This window comes from Rhodococcus sp. JS3073 (assembly GCF_026810085.1).
Classification (GTDB): domain Bacteria; phylum Actinomycetota; class Actinomycetes; order Mycobacteriales; family Mycobacteriaceae; genus Rhodococcus_F; species Rhodococcus_F wratislaviensis.
In genome coordinates this window covers 4,504,737-4,522,557 of the sequence record NZ_CP113951.1, presented here as the reverse complement: position 1 = coordinate 4,522,557, position 17,821 = coordinate 4,504,737, and the positions used below count along the sequence as shown (strand labels likewise).

The window sequence follows — 17,821 nt, the reverse complement described above, 5'->3', positions numbered from 1 at the left end:
ACTCACGAGGTCGATGACCAGCTTCGTCGGCCGCCGCCGCGAGATCGAGGAAGCCCGCGCACGACTGCAACAGTCCCGGCTCGTGTCGCTGCTCGGTGCCGGCGGCGTCGGCAAGACGCGGCTGGCCGAGGAACTCGCGGTCCGCTCCGCGCGCGCCTTCCGCGACTCCGTCCGGTGGATCGACCTCGCGCCCGTCCGCGATCCCGACGCTCTGCCCTCCGCGGCCGCGGCCGCCCTCGGCGTCACCGACCAGTCGAGCCGCGCCGTGATGGACAAGGTGATCGACCACCTGCAGTCCCGGCACCTGCTGATCGTCCTCGACAACTGCGAGCACCTACTGTCCGCCGCAAGCGAATTCGTGAACACCGTCCTCGCCTCCGCGCCGGAGGTCCGGATCCTCACCACGAGTCGCGAACCGCTCGGGATCGCAGGCGAATTCACGTACCTCCTCCCGCCGCTGAGCACTCCGGGTGACATCGAGGACTGCCGCGCCGCGGACATCGCCCCGTTCGAATCGGTGTCGTTGCTCGTGGAGCGTGCGCAGGGCGTCGTCGCCGACTTCCGGCTCACCGACGCGAACGCCCCCGCCGTCGCCCAGTTGTGCAATCAGCTCGACGGGATCCCGCTCGCCATCGAACTGGCCGCGGCCCGGCTGCGGTCGCTGTCCGCGTCGCAGCTCGTCGAACGCCTCGACCAGCGTTTCGCACTCCTCACCGGCGGCGACCGGGCGGCGATGCCCCGCCAGCAGACGCTGCGCGCCCTCATCGACTGGAGTTACGAACTGTGCTCGGACACCGAGCGGCTGCTGTGGTCCCGGCTCGCCGTGTTCCCCGGAAGCTTCGATCTCGAAGCCGCGGAGGCGATCAGTGGATTCGGTGCGCTGTCGGACTCGCCGGTCGTCGACGTCCTCGATCGGCTGGTCGGAAAATGTCTTGTCACCGTGGACCGTTCGACCGAGCGACTCCGCTACTCGCAGCTGATGACGGTGCGTGAGTACGGGCACGAGCTCCTCGAGCGCAGCGGGGAGCACGACGAGCTGTACCGTCGACATCTCGAACACTATTCGGAGCGCGCCCGCCGGTCGTCGCTCGACTGGTGCGGGCCAGGACAATCCGAGATCCTCGCGGGACTGCGGATCGACCACCCCAACCTCGTTGCCGCCCTGGACTGGGCGTTGCACGACGACTCACAGCGGGCCGCGGCCGCGGAACTGGCCGTCGCCTTGCGATACCACTGGATCGCAGGCGGCAACCTGTCCGACGGACGGATCCGGCTCGAGCGGATACTGCTGCGGCTTACCGAACCCACCCGGGAGCGGGGCGACGTGCTGTGGGTGACCGCCTGGACCGCGCTGATCCAGGGCGACCGCGACGCCGCACGCGAACACCTCGACGAGTGCACGACGATCGCGACCGCGCTCGGTGACGAACGTCTGCGGGCGCACGCCGATCACTGGGCGGCGATCCACGCCGTGTTCTCCGGCCACCCCGACGACGCCATCCGGCTGTTCCGTGATGCCATCGCCGTCCACCGCGCTGTCGGCGACACGGCCTCGGTGCTGACCGCGTCGTTCGAGATGGGCATGGCGCAGACCTACGACGGCCGACTCGACGACGCCCTCGAGACGTGCCGCGACGTGATCGCGGTGGCGGACGTGCACGGCGAGAAATGGAACAAGGCCTACGCCCTGTGGGTTTCGAGCGTCGCGTACTTCCATCTGGGCCGGGGCGACGACGCCGTCGACGCCGCCCAGCAGGCGCTGCGGATCCAGCGTGACTTCAAGGACAAGATCTGCACGGCCCTGTCGATCGAGGTGCTGTCGTGGGTGGCCACGTCGAGCGGAGACGCCAACGCGGCGGCGAGACTGTGCGGCGCCGCGAAGGGCGTGTGGCATCGGCTCGGCACGTCCGTCGCGGCGTTCGGCCCGCACATCACCGACGACTCCCTGTCGTCCGAGCGCGACGCCGCCCGCATGGTCGGAGCCGACGAGTTCGCCCAGCTCGCAGCGCCCGCGGTCCGGCTCACCATCGAGGAGGCCGTCGACCTCGCACTGGGAACCCCCACCGAGCACCGGGCACCACCCCGCGCCGAGGCGTCGCCGCTCACCAAACGGGAACAGGAGATCGCCGACCTGCTCGCCCAGGGACTCAGCAATCGGCAGATAGCCGAGGCGTTGGTGATCTCGCGGCGCACCGTCGACGGACACGTCGAGCACATCTTCGACAAGCTTGCCGTCAGCTCCCGCACCCAGGTGGCGGCGTGGGTCGCAGCCCGGGCGCATCCACCCGTCGTGGAGACCGGCCGATAGCCGGACCGTAACCGCCGGCCGCGCGAAACGCACTGCACAGTCGGGAATCTCGACGGTCTATACTCCACCTCGTCGCCCACGGTCGTGGGCTCCACCAGCGGGGAGGCAACGCATGACGTCGCAGCAGCAGGACACCTCGGCGGACTACTGCGGGCCGCTGGCACCGCCGCCCGCGAGCAGTCTGCCGCTCGCCATTCTTGCGATTATCGCGTTCCTGCCGTTCGGCATCGTCGCGCTGCTGCGCTCGCTCACCGTCCACCGACTGTGGGAGCGGGGCGAGTACGACCTTTCGGTGCGCGCCGCCGCCGACGCCCGCCAGTGGTCGATCCGCGCCATCGCCCTCGGCCTGTCGATCGCGGTGTTCGCGGTCGGGGCGACGCTGGTGCTGTCGAAGAACTAACCGGTCGACGGCGAAACGCTGTGAGCGGGAGCCGCTTCTACCGGCGGCCGCGGCCGTAGCCAGGCGGGCAGCCACCGCGGCTGCGCATCGGGCGCCTGATCGAGCACGCCGCCCGCCGGATCGTCGATGAAGCCGTACCGCACCAGGTCCTCGCCGGGCCGGTAGATCTGGCGGATGATCAGCGCGCAGATGACCACGACCGCGACGTCGCGGACCACCACCGCGCCGGTGAACCACTGCTCGGGGAGCCCCTTGTTGGACACGCCGAGGTAGTAGAACATCCGCGGCACCCACACCAGCGCGTCGATCGTCATCCAGGCCAGCAGGATCCGCCGGTGCGGGAACGCGAGCACGGCCAGAGGCACCAGCCACAGCGAATACTGCGGGCTCCACACCTTGTTGGTGAGGAGGAAACCCGCGACCAGCAGGAAACACAGTTGGGTCAGCCGCGGGCGTCTCGGCGCCGTCAGCGCGATGTACCCGATCCCGACGCACACGAGGGCGAACAGCAGGAACGACACCGCGTTGAGCACGGTGGGTGCCTCACCGGCCGACAGGATGCCGTCGAATCCGGTCCAGCCGGTGAACGACGAGATGACGTTGTAGACGGAGTCCGGGTCGGCGCCGCGTTCGGAGTTGAGCCGGAAGAATTCGGCCCAGCCCCGTGGGAACAGCAGGGCGATCGGCAGATTGACCGCCAGCCACGCGCCGATACCGGTCAGCGCCGTCACCGACCACTCACGAACCCTGCCCGTGCGCAGGCACAGCACCAGCAGAGGTCCGAGGAGCAGCAGCGGATACAGCTTGGCGGCACCACCGAGGCCGAGCAGGATTCCAGCGAGCACCGGCCGTTTCCGCGACCACGCCAGCAGCCCACCCGCAGCGAAAGCCGTTGCGAGGGGATCGAAATTCGTGAACGCGTGGACGATCACCAGCGGGGACCCGGCGATCAGTGCTGCGTCCCAGACGCGGCGTCCGGCCAGAAGCGCACTCGCCCAGACGGTGACCAGCCACGCCAGCGCCAGACCGAGCGCGACGACGTTGAAATAGATCGCGACCTGCAGCGCACCGGGCAGCCAGTGCACCGCGTCCCAGGACTTCGCGATCGTCATCGCGCCGTACTGGTAGAGCCCGGAGATCACCGGGTACTCCATGTAGCGGCGCTGGAGCCGGCCGTTGCCGGCGTCCTCCTCCCACCACTTCTTGTAGGGGAACGCGCCCTCGTTCAACCGTTCCGCCCCGTACAGGGGCACTGTGTCCGAGTAGCACATGGCGACGTACTGCCGGCTGCCACTCCAGTCGAGCCCGAGCGCGCCGTTCTCGCCGACCGGCGCCTGCTGGATGCACGGCGCCTTCGCGAACCAGCCGAGCGCGAGAAACACGATCGCCAGCAACAGAATGGCGCGCATCGGCGTGAAGAACCGGCTGCGCCCGACGACGGCGTGCCGACCGACCGGACCGCCGATCACCCCGGAGAGGTCGGCGGTCAGCGGGTCGGTGCGCCCCGGAAGGTCCCGCCAGTCCGCGGAACGCCGATCCTTCGCCAGAGGCGCGGGCGAGACGAATCCCGTCTCGCCCGCGTCTCGGACGGCGTGCGCGTCAGGGTTGTCGGCCACTCCGCGAGGCTACCGTTCGCCGTTAACGGGCCGGAACCTGCTGCTGGCCGTTGCCGTTACCGGCGTTCGGCGGCGTCGTCGTCTCCGGTTCCGCCGGAACCGCCGGGGCCGCCGTCGTGGGCCTCGGTGCCAGACCCGGAATCGGAATGGTGATGCCGGGCAGGATCTCCACCGGCGACGGCGTCACGACCACCGGCGGCACGAGCTCCGTCGGCAGCTGGAACGTGCTCGTCGGAGGCGCCGACGTCTTGGTCGGGGCCGGCGCCGAATAGGCCGGGATACCCGACTGGCCACCGATCGCACCCGGCTTCGGGAACTTCTCGACGTCGGTGCCCTCGAGGGCACCGTCCATCGTGTCCTTCCAGATGTCGGACGGCAGACCGGAACCGTAGATCATGGCGCCGCTGCTGTTCTCCAGCGCCTGACCGTCCGTGGTGCCCACCCAGACCGCCGTGGACAGCGACGGGGTGTACCCGACCATCCACGCGTCCTTGTTCTTGCCGGTGTCACCGAGCTGCGCGGTACCGGTCTTGGCCGCCGACGGGCGTCCGCCCGCCAGGTTGTGGCCCCGCGAGTACCCGGCGATGGGTTCCATCGCCGACGTCACGTTGTCGGCGACGTCCTTGTCGATGCGGTCCTCACCGGTGTCACCGCCGCGGTCGAGGAGCACCGTTCCGTCCGCGCTGACGACCTTCTGCACGAAGTGCGGGGCGTGGTACGTACCCGAGGCGGCCAGCGTCGCGTACGACGACGCCATGTCGAGGACCCGCGACTGGTACTGGCCGAGCACGATGCCGTTGTTCGGACCACTACCGTCCGGCTCGGTCAGCGACGGTCCGACGCCGGGGATCTCCTTCGGGATGCCCGCCTTGTGGGCCATTTCGGCGATCGCCTGCGGTCCACCGTCGAGTTCGAGTTCCTGACGGTAGAAGCTGGTGTTCAGCGAACGCTTCAGCGCCTCGGCGATGGTGCAGGTGCCGCAGCCCTCGCCCTCGACGTTGCTGATGGTGATGCCGTTGACCGTGAGCTCCGAGCTGTCGTACATCTGCGACAGCGGGATGCCCTGGTCGAGGGCCGCGGCGAGCCCGAACACCTTGAACGACGAACCGGTCTGCAGTCCGGCGTTCGCGAAGTCGTAACCGCCACCGTCCTCGCCGCCGTAGTACGCCCGCACCGCGCCGGTCTTCGGATCGACCGACACGACACCGGTGCGCAGGTTCTCCGGCTCACCCTCCATGTTCGAGCGGGCCGAATCCACCGCCGCCGCCTGGGCGACCGGGTCGATCGTCGTGGTGATCTCGAGGCCCTCGGTGTTGAGCAGCTGCTCGCTGATTCCCGCCTCCCCCAGCTCCCGCAGAACCTGGTTCTTGATCAGGCCCTCCGGTCCGGAGTCCTGGTTGCCGTTGTCGACCTGCGCGATCGGCACGTACGGCGGGTACTGCATCACCGACCGGGCCGACTGCTCGAGCGTTCCCGCCGACACCATGCCGTCGAGCACGTAGTTCCAGCGCGCCTGCGCACCCTCCGGGTTGGTCTCCGGATCGAGCAGCGACGGCAGCTGGATCGACGACGCCAGCACCGCACTCTCCTCGACCGTCAACTGGTCGACGGGCTTGTTGAAATACGCCTTCGACGCGGCCGCGATGCCGTACGCACCACGCCCGAAGTAGATGGTGTTCAGGTACGCGGCGAGGATGTCGTCCTTGGACCACTCGCGGGCCATCTTCGACGAGATGACGAGTTCCTTCATCTTTCGCGTCAGCGAACGTTCGGAACCGACCATCGTCTTCTTCACGTACTGCTGCGTGATGGTCGAGCCACCGCCGGCGCTGTCCTTGCCCAGGACGTTGTCGCGGGCGGCGCGCGCGAATCCACCGATCGAGAAGCCGGGGTTCGAGTAGAAGTCCCGGTCCTCGGCAGCGAGCACCGCGTCACGGGTGTGCTTCGGGATCTGGTCGAGCGTCACCTCGGTGCGGTTGCCCTCCGGCGGCACGACCTTGCTGAGCACCGACGTTCCGTCGGACGCGTAGATCGTGGCCACCTGGTTGGTCTTGAGGTCGCCGGGGCGCGGGACGTCCTGGACGACGTATGCCGCCATGAACAGCAGGATCGGGATGATCATGCCCAGCGCGACGCACGCGTACGCCGTCCGGCGCACGATCTTCCACCGCGACTTCTTCACAGCCGTCTTCTTTCCACCCTTCGGCGGTTCGCCACCGCGGCCGCCGCCGGTCTTGCGACCGTTCGACGGCGGAGGTCCCGGCGGGCGCCCACCGGGACCCGACTGGTTACGCGCAACCGGGGGCGCGCCCGCGGGACGGCCGGGCGGCGGGCCCGGACGACGCGGCGGGGGACCCGGCGGACGGCCACCACCCTGCGGCGGCGGACCGGGACGACGAGGCGGCGGGCCCGGGGGACGGCCACCGCCCTGCGGGGGCGGAGGCGGCATCCGACGCGGCGGCGAGCCGCCCGATCGGCCCGGCGGGGGCCCACCCGCAGGCTGTCCGCCGCGGGGTGGTGGACCTCCGGGGCGTCCCTGTGGCGGGGGGCCACTCGGTCGTCTCGGTCCGTTCGGTCGATCACCCGGGGCGTTGCTGCGGGGGGAACTCACGTACAAATCTCCAGTGGTTGTGGACCGGCTTCAGTCCTGCGTTACGTCTGTGGGCACTCTTCTGCCCGCGTCCGTGTTCGGGCGTGTCTACTCGCTCGCGGTACGACGGCTCGGAGGCCGCGGCCGTGGCGACGAACGCCTGGGCCGTTTCGGTTCGGGCACGGTACCGAGAACATAGGACTGGACCAAATGGTTCCAGCTGCATGTCCGGCACACCTCGACCACGTGAACCGAGAATTCCTCCTGAGTGGACGCGAGACGCACCAACTCCTCGGCCGTACGAGCCGAACCCGACACCGGGCCCAACTTGTCACCGAAGACCCAGGAGACCAGAGTCAACTGCTCCTTACGGCAGATCGGGCACACCACATCACTGCCCTTGCCGTGGAACTTTGCGGCACGAAGCAGGTAGGGGCTGGCGTCACACACCTCCGTGACACCCGTCCTGCCCGAGTAGACCTCGGCCAGGAGTGACCGGCGCTGAAGCGCATAGTCCACCACCTGCCGCTGTATCCGCACGGAGACCAGAGTACGTGCGTCGCGTCCGGAGAGAAGGGGTCGGTCGAGTGACGCTGGTCAAACACGGTCGCCGCACTACGATGCCGGTGTGGCCTCAGGACCGTCCTCGCAGACTCGCGCACGCGACCTCGATCGGGTCAACGCATGCAGCCAGCTCGACGCCGCCTACGCCGACGGGCAGCTCGGCGCCGACGAGTACCACGACAGGACGGCCCAGGCCATGTCGGCGAAGACCCTCGCCGAACTGAACCTGCTGATCAGCGATCTGCAACTGCCGTCGTCGATCACCACACAGGCACCTGTCCGGACAGCGGGATCACCCCGCCGGGCGCTGCGGATCGCGGTCGCGTGCGGGACGGTGATCGCGGTCGGCGCGATCGGTCTGGCACTCACCGAGCAGGACGGCCCGGACCCCGTCACCCCACCGGTCCCGGTGCAGGTCGAGAAGCCACTGGCCCGGCCGGAGGTCGAGGTGCCCGCGGTCGAGCCGATCATCGTGGGGCAGGCGCAGCCCCTCACCCAGGATGGGATCCACGCCCTCTTCGAGCAGTACCGGCAGAAGTTCGGCGACCTCACCGTCCACGAACTGGGGTTGTACGACGAGTACGCGATCCTGTCGCGGACGTCCCCGGACGCGCCCGACAAGGTCGACCGGTACGACTTCCGCGGCGGGTTCAAGACGTCGGGCACCCGCACGCAGCGTCTCCCCGGAACCGGGGAGGTCGACCTCGCGCAGGTAAACGTGCCCGCACTGGTCGCGCTCATCGCCGACGCACCCCGGCTGGTCGGAGTCCCGGACGGCACGATCGGGCACGTTCTCCTCGCCGACGGCGGCAAGGGACCGACGATCAACGTGTACGTCTACGACAAGGAACAGACCGGCGGGGGATACCTGCGGGCGACGCTCGGCGGGGACGTGTGGCAGGTGAACCCCGCGAGGTAGGCGTCCGGGCTCTAAGATCCTCCCGTGGCCAGCCGATACCCACCGAACACGCGGGCACGCGACGTCGATCGAGCCAACACGTCCGCACTGCTCGACGCCGCGTTCGGCGACGGCCAGATCAACGAGGCGGAACATCGCGCGATGTCCGACCTCGCCGCGGAGGCTCGCACCCTCGCCGACCTCGAGGTCCTGGTCAGTGACCTGCAACGACCCGCCGACGCACCACCGGACGCACGTCCGCCGCGCGACACCGCCAAGCACTGGTTCCCGGCCGCCGTCGCCGTCGCCGCAGTGATGGCAGCCGTCGGCGCCTTCATGCTCGTCGACAGCGACGACGTTCAGGCCACCGTGACCCCCGTCGCGCAGCAGGTCGATTTCGATTCCGTCCAACCGCTGGTCGTCCCCACACCGAATCCCGTCACACCCGAGGGCATGAAGGTGTTCCTCGATCGGTACCGCGCCAAGTTCGGCGATCTGATCGTCGACGACCTCACCCTCTACGAGGGCGGCCACGCCAGCCTCGAACGCGCGCTGCCCCTCGAACCGAACCGGATGGTGAGCTACGACTACCGCGGCGGATTCACGCCGGCGAGAACCCCGACCACCCGGAAAGTCGACACACCCGTGTTCGACCTGTCGACGCTGAACCTCGACAAGATCGGCGGAACAGTCGTGGGTGCCCCGGTGAGCCTCAATGTCCCCGACGGAGAAGTCAGCCACATCTCGTTCGAGGCCGACGACGACGGCCCCACGGTGTCGATCTACGTCACCAACGAGTTCAGCGAGAGCGGACACATGGAACTCGACCCGTCCGGTGCACCACTGAGCGTCTACCCCTTCGGCCGATAGGACGCAGATGCCCAGGACCACACTCGCGGGTATCCGCGCCCGCGACTCCGACCGCGCCGACGCCTGCGGGATGCTCGACGCCGCGCTCGCCGACGGGCAACTGTCCGCGGAGGAACACACCTCCCGCACCTCCACGGCGATGCGGGCGAAGACGTTCGACGAACTCGACCGCCTCATCGGGGACCTCCAGATCCCCAGCCGGCTCTCCGCCAGCCCCGTCGTGTCCCCGCGACGCCGCCGATCGTCGCGGCGGTGGGTGTACGCCGCGGTCCTCGTCGTCGCCGCGGCCGCGGTGGGCGGTATCGCCGGAGCCGTCGCGAACAGCGACCTCGGCCCGTCGAAGTCGGTGCCGAACCTGACCACCGGCGCCGGCCTGCACTTCTTCCTCGACGAGTACCGCGCCGAGTACGGCGACACCGTCGCCGACGAACTCGGCCTCTACCCGGCCCACGCCGTCTTCGACCGGCCGTCCGCCGGCAACGCGCTGCAGGCCGACTCCTACCTCTACGACGGCGAATTCGACGACTGGGGCAGCTCGTCCACCCGCTCCGACGACGAGAAGTCCTTCGACCTCGGCACCGTCGACCAGGTCGCGATCGCGGGACTGCTCGCCGGGGCACCCGAAACCCTGCGCGTCCCCGACGGCGCGGTGGAGATCGTGTCCTTCCGGTACGAACCCGGGTCCGACGACGGACCGCCGACCATCTCCATCCACGTGAAGAACGCCGCCGGCCACACCGGACACATGGTCGTCGGATTCGACGGCGAACCGTTCGACATCTACCCCTACGAGGGCTGAAGGTCCGGGGTCGTTGCCCTGCTGGGGCCGGTAGCCGCCGTTGGGTGCCGTCGGGTGCCGTCGGCCGCCGGTTGGTCGCCCAATGTGACATTCGTTCAGTCAGACGGCACCGGTGTGACATTCGGCGACGAGGCCAGACGCCCGGCCTCGGTTAACAACCTGTGACGGCTTGTCCCATGTATCGAGCGGGCGTATCGTCCTATATATCGGTGCGATATAGTTTTGAATCGCATCACACGGTTAGGTCGGGCGACTCAGGGGGTGGACGTGCTCGAATTGGCAATTCTCGGGCTGCTCCACGAGTCACCCATGCACGGATACGAGCTCCGCAAACGGTTGACGGGACTGCTGGGTGCATTTCGCGCCTTTTCGTACGGTTCCCTCTACCCGACGCTTCGACGCATGCAGGCAGACGGTTTGATCGCCGAGGACGCAGGTCCTCCGGGGACCGTCAAGCGTCGTGCCCGCCGCGTCTATCAGCTCACGCCGATCGGCAAGGAGCGGTTCAAGGAACTGGTCGCCGACACGGGTCCGCAGAACTACACCGATGACGGATTCGGCGTTCATCTCGCCTTCTTCAGCCGCACTCCTGCCGAGGCGCGGATGCGGATTCTCGAAGGCAGACGACGCCAGGTCGAGGAGCGCCGCGAGGCGCTTCGCGACGCGATCGGAAGAGCGAGCGGCACGCTGGATCGCTACACCAAGCAACTCCACCAGCTCGGACTCGAATCCAGTGAGCGTGAAGTGCGCTGGCTCAACGAGCTGATCGCCGCCGAGCAATCGACAGCAACACCTAAGAAAAAAGGAGAACCCGACCATGGGTGAGAACAGCACCGCGGTGCGCGTGGCCATTGTGGGCGTGGGGAACTGTGCCTCGTCCTTGGTTCAGGGCGTGCAGTACTACAAGGACGCCGACGAGACGGCGACCGTTCCCGGCCTCATGCACGTCAAGTTCGGCAAGTACCACGTGCGCGACGTCCAGTTCGTCGCCGCGTTCGACGTCGACGCCAAGAAGGTCGGATTCGACCTGTCCGAGGCCATCTTCGCCAGCGAGAACAACACCATCAAGATCGCCGACGTCCCGCCGGCCGACGTTCCGGTGTTGCGCGGCCCCACCCTCGACGGCATCGGCAAGTACTACGCCGAGACCATCGAGATCTCCGAGGCCGAGCCCGTCGACGTCGTCAAGGCTCTGAAGGACGCCAAGGTCGACGTGCTGGTCTCGTACCTGCCCGTGGGTTCCGAGGACGCCGACAAGTTCTACGCCCAGTGCGCCATCGACGCGGGTGTCGCATTCGTCAACGCCCTGCCCGTGTTCATCGCTTCCGACCCGGAGTGGGCCGCGAAGTTCAAGGACGCCGGCGTCCCGATCGTCGGTGACGACATCAAGTCGCAGGTCGGCGCCACCATCACCCACCGCGTGATGGCGAAGCTCTTCGAGGACCGCGGCGTGCAGCTCGACCGCACCATGCAGCTCAACGTCGGCGGCAACATGGACTTCAAGAACATGCTCGAGCGTGATCGCCTGGAATCGAAGAAGATCTCCAAGACGCAGGCCGTGACGTCGAACCTGACCCGCGACCTCGGTCCGGGCAACGTGCACATCGGCCCGTCGGATCACGTCGGCTGGCTCGACGACCGCAAGTGGGCGTACGTCCGCCTGGAGGGTCGCGCCTTCGGTGACGTTCCGCTGAACCTCGAGTACAAGCTCGAGGTCTGGGACTCCCCGAACTCGGCCGGCATCATCATCGACGCCGTCCGCGCAGCCAAGATCGCCAAGGACCGCGGCATCGGCGGACCCGTCTACCCGGCGTCCGCGTACCTGATGAAGTCCCCGCCGGTCCAGATGGCGGACGACAAGGCTCGCACCGAGCTCGAGGCGTTCATCATCGACGCATAGTTCACCGCGCAGAAGTAGTACGGGGCGAATGCACCTTTCGTCGTCTTCACGGCGACGAAAGGTGCATTCGCCTTTGTGTTCGATTTCTTGTCAGACCCTCCCTCTACGGTGACACCCAGGATTCATCGAGGGAGGCGTGATGTCCGACAACACTTTCGATCGAGAGATCGACGACGCCTGGACCGAACTCCAGGACCGTCTGACCGGGTACGTGCACGCTATGGAGGACGACGACGAACTGGTGCTGCAGTCGCAGTACGACAGCGTCGACGACGGCCTCGTCGAGACCGCCGCGTGCGTGCGGTTCTTCGCCTGGGCCGGCGACAAGGTGCGGTGCGAGGTGCCGTCCAACCGCTTCCTGCACCCGGCGCGGGCGCTCACCGCCGAGGAGCACGAGAGGCTGATCGAGCTCGGCTGGAACCGGCCCGACCTGTGCGAGCACGTCGACGAGGGAAACGGTTCCGCGTCGTACTACCTCGACGCCGACCGAGAGGACGCCCACCTGCTGGCGTCGATGACGGTCACCGTGTTCCGGGAGATCTGGGACCTTCTACATCCCTCGTTCCTGAAGGCGATCACCGGTGGCCGGGCTGAGACCCCGGAGTTCGGTACTGCTGAAGTCCCAGCCCAGCTGCGTGACGGCGCCGGGTTGCGCGACCGTGTCGATGCCGCGGTCGAATCCATGCTCGAGCAGGCACCGGGCAAGGACGCGGACGGCGACATCCTCGTGTGGGTCGGCGACCTCCCCACGTACGTGCGGGTGATCGAGGAGGATGCCCGCGTCGAGGTGTTCGCCCGCGTGGTCCACACGATCAGCGATCGCACGCGCACCGCAGAGGCGCTCGCCGACCTCAATCGGCAGTGGCCCGACATCAAGTTCCTGCTCATCGTCGACAACGTGGTCGCCGTCATGCGCGTCGACGGGTCACCGTTCGTCGCCGATCACCTGGTGTCGGTGTTCCGGATGTTCGAGCATTTCGTGGATACCGTCGACGACGCGTTCGCCGAAAAGCTCGGCGGCAAACTCAATTCCACACCCGGTGCCACGTCCTCGTACGCCGAGCACGAATGCGAGGACGAGTTCCCCGCCGCCCTCGTGACCCTGATCCACCTCGACTCCGAGAGCGGGCTCGACCCGGACGACGTCGCGGAGATCTGCGGACGCGACCGCGACACCATCCTCGAGTTCCTCCGACTCTGCTCCGAGCAGGAGATCGAGTGGCGCCACAACGCGGAACTCGCCCGCGAGGAGGAGCCCGAAGAGGCCGACATGTGCGAGGACGAGGCGAGAGCCTGGGCCAAGACGACGGAAAGCCTCCGCGCCGCGCTGCGGGTTGTGGTGCTGCCGAACCGGACTCCGCCGCGCGGCGGGTTTCAGAACCTCGGCTAACCCGGCAGCGGGATGATGACGCCCGGGAGGATTTCGATCTGGGTCGGCGCCGGGACGGGTGCGGGCACCGGCGGGACGGGCGGGACCGGGACGGCCGGTGGCGGAACCTCGACGGGTGCGGGAGTGGGGGCACCGGGCGGCGGGACAACCCCGCTGGTGCCGGTTCCCGCTCCGTCGCCGCTGGTTTGACCGGTCCACGTGGGCACACCGGCTTGGCCGCCGATCGGGTCGGGCCACGGGAAGTCTTCCCAATCGGTGTCTTCGAGCGCGCCGTCCATCGTGTCTTTCCAGATGTCGGACGGCAGACCCGAACCGTAGATCAGGCCGCCCCAGCTGTTGTTGATGGCGGTGGCGTCGGCCTTGCCGATCCACACCGCCGTCGCCAGCGACGGCGTGTACCCGACCATCCAGGCGTCCTTGTTCTCACCGGTGTCGCCGAGCTGCGCCGTGCCGGTCTTCGCCGCGGACGGGCGTCCACCCGCCAGCGCATGGCCCCGCGAGTAGGAGGCGATCGGCATCAGTGCCTGACTGATGTTGTCGGCCACCGCGGCATCGAGCCGGCGCTCACCCGGGCTGGGCGCACGGTCCAGGAGCACGACGCCGTCGGCGGTCACGACCCGCTGCACGAAATACGGCTGGTGGTAGATGCCCGACGCCGCGAGCGTCGCGTACGCGGATGCCATGTCGATCGGCCGCGACAGGTACTGGCCGAGGACGATGCCACCCTCGGGTTCGCCGCCGTTCTCGCTGAGCGTCTTACCCTGCACCCCGGGAATGAACTCCGGGATCCCCGCCTTGTGGGCGGCGTCGGCGATGGCCTGCGGACCGTTGTCCAGCGACATCATCAGCCGGTAGAAGCTCGTGTTCAGCGACCGCTTCGTCGCCTCGGCGATGGTGCACGTGCCGCAGGACTCGCCCTCGACGTTGCCGATCTGCACGCTGCCGACGGTCAGCGGTGCACTGCTGAAGCGGGCGGAGAGCGGGATGCCCTGCTCCAGCGCCGCCGCCAGACCGAACACCTTGAACGACGACCCCGTCTGCAACGGCGCCTGCGCGTAGTCGAAGCCGGCGCCGTCCTCGCCGCCGTAATACGCGCGTACACCTCCGGTGCGGGGGTCGATGGACACGACCGCGGTCCGCAACCCGGGATCCTCACCTTCGAGGTTGTCGTGGACTGCCTCGATCGCGGACTCCTGCGCCCGCGGGTCGATCGTGGTGGTGATCTGCAGCCCCTCGGTGTTGAGGGTCTGCTCGGAGATCCCCGCATCCGACAACTCGCGCAGCACCTGGTTGCGGATGAGGCCGTCCGGGCCGGGCGCGGAGTTGGCGTCGGTGGGCCGGTTGGACGGCGCCGTGACCGGGAACTCCGCCGCACTGCGGTCCTGCTGACTGAGCACACCCATCGCGACCATGCCGTCGAGAACGTAGTTCCAGCGCGCCTGCAACTGGTCGAGGTTGGCCTCGGGGTCGAGATAGGACGGGCTCTGGATCACGGACGCGAGCACGGCGCCCTCGGCCACCGACAGGTCGCCGACCGGCTTGTCGAAGTAGGCGCGCGACGCCGCCTCGATGCCGTACGCGCCGCGGCCGAAGTAGATGGTGTTCAGGTAGGCGGCGAGGATCTCGTCCTTGGACCACTCGCGGGCCATCTTGGTGGAGATCACGAGTTCCCGCATCTTGCGGTACACGTTGCGGTCCGCGCCGACCAGCACGTTCTTGACGTACTGCTGCGTGATCGTCGACCCGCCGCCCGCGCTTTCCTTGCCGAGGACGTTGTCGCGGGCGGCACGCATGAACCCGGTGACGGAGAAGCCGGGGTTGGAGTAGAAGTTGCGGTCCTCCGCCGACAGGACGGCGTCGCGGACGTGCTGGGGGATGGCGTCGAGCGCGATCTCGGTGCGGTTGCCCTCCGGCGGGATGACCTTGGTCAGTTCGGTGGTGCCGTCGGCGGCGAAGACGGTGGCCACCTGGTTGGTCTTCATGTCCGACGGGCGCGGGACCTCGGCGCGGACGTAACTGACCAGGAACACGACGAGCGGGATGACCAGCAGCAATGCGATCACGACCAGGCTCACCCGGCGGACCGTGCGCCACCGTGTGCGCTTGTTCTTCTCGTCCGGTGATGGAGTGGGTGTGTCAGCCGAACCGTCGTCTACGGGCGGTGTGCCCCCCGATTCGGAGGCATGATTGCCCGTCGCGTCGTTGCCAGAACTCACTTCCACACTCCCGGTCAGTTATCCGGTCACGGAGGATCATCGCACCCACCCGTACGTATGTTATGTGAATGGCCTCGAGTGTGACGCGCGCCGCGCTAACGCTCAGCAAATTTCCATACCGACCGTACTGTTTCAGCGCACCCGATTCCGGGCGGCAATCGCCAGCCCCGACAGCACCAGGCAGCCGAGCAACACCAGCGCGGGAGTGACGCCGGGGTCGCCGCGGACGACCTCGACGACCGCGGCGACGAACGCCATCACCGTGAAGAACCCGAGCACGCCGATCAGTACCTCGAGCCGCTGCCGCTTCGCCACCGGATGCATGGTGCTAACTCTTCACGCCGCCGGCCGTCAGGCCCGACACGATGCGACGCTGGAACAGCAGCACCATGATCACCAGCGGAATGGTGACGATCGTGCCCGCCGCCATGATCGCCGCGTACGGCACGACGTGCGGGTCGTTGCCGGAGAACCGGGCGATCGCGACCGTGACCGGTTCGGTGGCGTCGCTGGAGAGCTGGCTGGCGAGCAGGTACTCGTTGACGGTCGCGATGAACGCGAGGATGGCGGTGGTGAACAGGGCGGGCGCCGCCAGCGGCAACATCACCAGACGGAACGCCTGACCGCGGCTGGCGCCGTCGATCCGGGCCGCCTCCTCGAGCTCCCAGGGGAGTTCCTTGAAGAACGACGTCAGCGTGTAGATGGTGAGCGGCAGCACGAACGAGATGTTCGGGATGATCATCGCCTGGTAGGTGCCGATCCAGCCGATGTTCGTGAACAGCTGGAACAGCGGGGTGACGAGGGCGACGACGGGGAACATCGACGCGCCGAGCACGATGCCGACCACCACGTACTTGAACCGGAACTCGATGCGGGCCAGCGCGTAGGCGGTGAAGATGCCCACGGCGAGGGCGACGACGGTGGTGATTCCGCCGATGATCATGCTGTTGACGACAGCCCGGGTGAAATTGTTGCCGCTGCTCGTCGACAGCGCGTTCTGGAAGTTCTCGAGTGTGAGATGCGTGGGCCAGGGTGTGGTGTCGAACGTGTAGTCGGGGTCGCGGAACGCCGTCACCATCATCCAGTAGAACGGTGCGAGCCCCCAGACGAGGATGATCGCGACACCGATGTAGATGCGGGAGTTCTTGAATGCGAACCGCTTCGGACGGTTGCGGGGAACGGGCCTGCTCGGGAGTTCGAGCTCCGGGGCGCGATGGGTCACGGCTTCGGCCCCTTTCGCTGGGCTTCCTGAGTCTCGACGGCGTTGGCGCCGAGGAATTTCACGAGGACGAATGCCACCGCGAAGATCAGCAGGAACGTGATGGTGGAGAGTGCGGACGCACTGTTGAACCCTTGCCGCACCTGGTCGACGACGAGAATCGACACCGTCGTGGTGGCCGGGTTGCCGCCGGTCAGGATGGCGGGCAGGTCGTACATGCGCAGGGCGTCCATCGTGCGGAACAGGATCGCGACCATCAGCGCCGGCTTCACCAGCGGGAGCGTGATCTGCCGGAACCGCTGCCAGGCGGAGGCGCCGTCTACCCGCGCCGCCTCGTACACGTCCTGCGGAATCATCTGCAGTCCGGCGAGGATGAGCAGGGCCATGAAGGGGGTGGTCTTCCAGACGTCCGAGATGATCACCGCGAATCGCGCGGGCCACGCGTCCGATGTCCACAGGATCTCGGTGCCGAGGAGGCGGTTGGCGATGCCGTCGTAGGCGAAGATGAAGTACCAGAGCTTGGCGGTGACCGCGGTCGGGATGGCCCACGGGATCAGGACCGCCGCACGCAGCAGGGCGCGGCCCTTGAACGTCTTGCCCATGATGATCGCCATCCACAGGCCGATCGCGACCTCGAGGCCCACCGTGACGACGGTGAAGAATGCGGTGTTCCCGACGGCCGACCAGAACTGGGAGCCGAGCGTGCCGGGCGGGCACGCCACGGCCACCCCGCTCGGGGAGGTGCACTGCTGCAGAATCCAGTGCGTGTAGTTGGTGAACCCGGCCCAGCCGCCCTCGACGAACATGCCGGTCGTCGGATCGAGTCCGGCGTCCTTCTGGAACGACATCACCACTGCCCGGATCACCGGGTAGCCGATGACGACTGCCAGCACGGCGAGCGTCGGCACGACGAACAGCCACGCGCGGCGACTGCTCAGCCCAAAGCGTCGCCCGTTCTCGCTCTTCTCACGCGAACCGCGGCCGGGGTCGGAATCCCCGGCCGCGGGACGGGCCGGCGCCCCACTGGTGGTCCCAGTCGGAACGGCCATGT

Annotated in this window: 15 protein-coding genes; 8 read left to right on the top strand and 7 right to left on the bottom strand. The window is 68.0% G+C overall.

The window, feature by feature from the left end; genetic code table 11:
* Nucleotides 1-13: 13 nt before the first annotated feature.
* Together OYT95_RS20440 and OYT95_RS20435 are read left to right on the top strand one after the other, a co-directional pair.
* The gene (locus OYT95_RS20440) at nt 14-2,308 is read left to right on the top strand and encodes an ATP-binding protein (RefSeq protein ID WP_268788816.1); all 2,295 of its coding nucleotides are present in this window, start codon (nt 14-16) and stop codon (nt 2,306-2,308) included.
* A 112-nt stretch (nt 2,309-2,420) separates the two neighbouring features.
* Nucleotides 2,421-2,708, top strand: a complete 288-nt coding sequence (locus tag OYT95_RS20435; RefSeq protein ID WP_268788815.1) for a CD225/dispanin family protein — start codon at nt 2,421-2,423, stop codon at nt 2,706-2,708.
* Here the strand turns inward: OYT95_RS20435 and OYT95_RS20430 are convergent.
* The 3 genes from OYT95_RS20430 to OYT95_RS20420 form a co-directional block, all read right to left on the bottom strand.
* A complete protein-coding gene (locus tag OYT95_RS20430; RefSeq protein ID WP_128640657.1) occupies nt 2,705-4,324 on the bottom strand; it encodes a glycosyltransferase family 87 protein in 1,620 nt (539 codons plus the stop codon). The genes OYT95_RS20435 and OYT95_RS20430 overlap by 4 nt on opposite strands.
* A 22-nt stretch (nt 4,325-4,346) precedes the next feature.
* The gene (locus tag OYT95_RS20425) at nt 4,347-6,506 is read right to left on the bottom strand and encodes a transglycosylase domain-containing protein (protein WP_081792754.1); all 2,160 of its coding nucleotides are present in this window, start codon (nt 6,504-6,506) and stop codon (nt 4,347-4,349) included.
* Nucleotides 6,507-7,022: 516 nt separating this feature from the next.
* Nucleotides 7,023-7,433, bottom strand: a complete 411-nt coding sequence (locus OYT95_RS20420; RefSeq protein WP_005264437.1) for a DUF5318 domain-containing protein — start codon at nt 7,431-7,433, stop codon at nt 7,023-7,025.
* 109 nt (nt 7,434-7,542) lie between these two features.
* Here OYT95_RS20420 and OYT95_RS20415 point away from each other — a divergent pair, with 109 nt between their 5' ends.
* The 6 genes from OYT95_RS20415 (at nt 7,543) to OYT95_RS20390 (ending at nt 13,335) form a co-directional block, all read left to right on the top strand.
* Entirely contained in the window at nt 7,543-8,397 is an 855-nt protein-coding gene (locus OYT95_RS20415; protein ID WP_268788814.1) for a DUF1707 SHOCT-like domain-containing protein, read from the top strand.
* A gap of 24 nt (nt 8,398-8,421) precedes the next feature.
* Nucleotides 8,422-9,246: a DUF1707 SHOCT-like domain-containing protein gene (locus OYT95_RS20410; RefSeq protein ID WP_268788813.1), complete on the top strand. Its 825-nt coding sequence runs from the start codon at nt 8,422-8,424 to the stop codon at nt 9,244-9,246.
* A 7-nt stretch (nt 9,247-9,253) separates the two neighbouring features.
* Nucleotides 9,254-10,045: a DUF1707 SHOCT-like domain-containing protein gene (locus OYT95_RS20405; protein WP_268788812.1), complete on the top strand. Its 792-nt coding sequence runs from the start codon at nt 9,254-9,256 to the stop codon at nt 10,043-10,045.
* 267 nt (nt 10,046-10,312) lie between these two features.
* On the top strand, nt 10,313-10,870 hold the full coding sequence (locus OYT95_RS20400; RefSeq protein WP_037230360.1) for a PadR family transcriptional regulator: 558 nt from the start codon (nt 10,313-10,315) through the stop codon (nt 10,868-10,870).
* Entirely contained in the window at nt 10,863-11,945 is a 1,083-nt protein-coding gene (locus OYT95_RS20395) for an inositol-3-phosphate synthase (protein WP_005264442.1), read from the top strand. The genes OYT95_RS20400 and OYT95_RS20395 overlap by 8 nt, the downstream gene beginning before the upstream one ends.
* A 139-nt stretch (nt 11,946-12,084) precedes the next feature.
* Nucleotides 12,085-13,335, top strand: coding sequence for a T3SS (YopN, CesT) and YbjN peptide-binding chaperone 1 (locus OYT95_RS20390; RefSeq protein WP_268788811.1), 1,251 nt, complete (start codon nt 12,085-12,087; stop codon nt 13,333-13,335).
* Here OYT95_RS20390 and OYT95_RS20385 read toward each other — a convergent pair.
* The 4 genes from OYT95_RS20385 to OYT95_RS20370 form a co-directional block, all read right to left on the bottom strand.
* A complete protein-coding gene (locus OYT95_RS20385) occupies nt 13,332-15,551 on the bottom strand; it encodes a transglycosylase domain-containing protein (protein ID WP_112302552.1) in 2,220 nt (739 codons plus the stop codon). The two genes, OYT95_RS20390 and OYT95_RS20385, sit on opposite strands and share 4 nt — an antisense overlap.
* A 132-nt stretch (nt 15,552-15,683) precedes the next feature.
* Complete coding sequence (locus OYT95_RS20380; RefSeq protein ID WP_037230114.1) at nt 15,684-15,875, bottom strand: hypothetical protein; 192 nt, start codon at nt 15,873-15,875, stop codon at nt 15,684-15,686.
* Between the two features lie 4 nt (nt 15,876-15,879).
* Nucleotides 15,880-16,773 (bottom strand): carbohydrate ABC transporter permease, encoded by an 894-nt coding sequence (locus OYT95_RS20375; RefSeq protein ID WP_037230115.1) that lies wholly within the window; start codon nt 16,771-16,773, stop codon nt 15,880-15,882.
* On the bottom strand, nt 16,770-17,819 hold the full coding sequence (locus OYT95_RS20370; RefSeq protein ID WP_037230117.1) for a carbohydrate ABC transporter permease: 1,050 nt from the start codon (nt 17,817-17,819) through the stop codon (nt 16,770-16,772). Before OYT95_RS20370 ends, OYT95_RS20375 begins: the two co-directional genes overlap by 4 nt.
* Nucleotides 17,820-17,821 lie beyond the last annotated feature (2 nt).

Bases quoted from the DNA above. Each gene is read 5' to 3' on its own strand.
- OYT95_RS20395 (WP_005264442.1), top strand. From the start codon at position 10,863: ATGGGTGAGAACAGCACCGCGGTGCGCGTGGCCATTGTGGGCGTGGGG.
- OYT95_RS20370 (WP_037230117.1), bottom strand. From the start codon at position 17,819: ATGGCCGTTCCGACTGGGACCACCAGTGGGGCGCCGGCCCGTCCCGCG.
- OYT95_RS20380 (WP_037230114.1), bottom strand. From the start codon at position 15,875: ATGCATCCGGTGGCGAAGCGGCAGCGGCTCGAGGTACTGATCGGCGTG.
- OYT95_RS20405 (WP_268788812.1), top strand. From the start codon at position 9,254: ATGCCCAGGACCACACTCGCGGGTATCCGCGCCCGCGACTCCGACCGC.
- OYT95_RS20440 (WP_268788816.1), top strand. From the start codon at position 14: ATGACCAGCTTCGTCGGCCGCCGCCGCGAGATCGAGGAAGCCCGCGCA.
- OYT95_RS20390 (WP_268788811.1), top strand. From the start codon at position 12,085: ATGTCCGACAACACTTTCGATCGAGAGATCGACGACGCCTGGACCGAA.
- OYT95_RS20435 (WP_268788815.1), top strand. From the start codon at position 2,421: ATGACGTCGCAGCAGCAGGACACCTCGGCGGACTACTGCGGGCCGCTG.